Genomic DNA, 1,148 nt, shown 5'->3' with positions numbered 1-1,148 from the left:
AGTGGAGTTGACCCGGTTTGGTGGACACCTGGTCTCTGGGGAACCCTGGTTCCCGGAAGAAGGAGTCTGCTGTGCCGAACAACTATCCGCCGGAGTTTCGCCGGCAGATGGTGGAGCTGGTGCGCGCGGGACGGTCGCCGGAGGAGCTGGCCAAGGAGTTCCAGCCGTCCGCGCAGTCGATCCGTGTCTGGGTGCGCCAGGCCGATCTCGATGATGGCCGCCGCCAGGACGGCCTGACCGGCGCTGAGAAGGATGAGCTGGCCCGGCTTCGGCGGGAGAACAAGATCCTGCGCGAGGAGAAGGAGATCTTGCGCAAGGCCGCGGCTTTCTTCGCGCGGGAGACGGATCTGCCGAGATGAAGTTCCGGCTGATCCATGCGGAGAAGGACCACCACGAGGTCTCCCTGCTGGCCCGGGTGCTGGGTGTGTCGCGCCAGGGCTACTACGCCTGGGCCGCTCGTCGACGGCGCGGCCCGTCGGCGCGGGCCCGACAGGACCAGGTACTGACGGAGAAGATCCGCCGACATCACCAGGCCTCCGATGAGATCTACGGGGCGCCGCGCATCCATGTTGATCTGCGGGAGATCGACGGTGTCCGGGTGGGCCGCAAGCGGGTGGCTCGGCTGATGCGCGCCGCCGGGCTGGCCGGGGTGAGCAGGCGCAAGGGCTGTCGCACCACCGTCTCCGACCGGCAGGTTGCGGCTGCCTCCGACCTGGTTCAGCGTCAGTTCAGCGCGGCCGAGCCGAACCGCGTCTGGACCGCCGACATCACGTACGTGCCGACCTGGCAGGGCTTCGTCTACCTGGCGGTGGTGCTGGATGTGTTCTCCAGGCGGATCGTGGGCTGGGCGATGGCCGATCACATGCGCACCGAGTTGGTGACCGACGCGCTGGCGATGGCGATCCATCAGCGCCGGCCAGACGCTGGGGTGATCCATCACAGCGATAAGGGCAGCCAGTACACCTCGATCGCCTTCGGCCGGCGCTGTGAGCAGGCTGGCGTCCGTCCGTCGACGGGCCGGACCGGGACGTGCTTCGACAATGCGATCACCGAGAGCTTCTTCGCCTCGCTGGAGTGCGAACTGATCGACCGGCGCGCCTTCCGCACCAGGTCAGAAGCCGAACGAGCCCTCTTCAGCTACATCGAGG

General features: G+C 67.5%; 2 protein-coding genes. Both read left to right on the top strand.

Annotation, left to right across the window (positions count from 1 at the left end):
- Window positions 1-71 precede the first annotated feature (71 nt).
- Entirely contained in the window at window positions 72-359 is a 288-nt protein-coding gene (locus tag ACFWYW_RS59375) for a transposase (RefSeq protein ID WP_379628371.1), read from the top strand.
- On the top strand, window positions 356-1,148 hold a 793-nt coding region (locus tag ACFWYW_RS59370; protein ID WP_379628369.1), incomplete at its 3' end, for an IS3 family transposase. The genes ACFWYW_RS59375 and ACFWYW_RS59370, both read left to right, overlap by 4 nt.

The organism is Nonomuraea sp. NPDC059023 (assembly GCF_042740095.1).
In the GTDB taxonomy this organism is placed as follows: domain Bacteria; phylum Actinomycetota; class Actinomycetes; order Streptosporangiales; family Streptosporangiaceae; genus Nonomuraea.
Note: the sequence above shows the minus strand (reverse complement) of the source record. Positions and strands in the feature narration are given on the sequence as shown.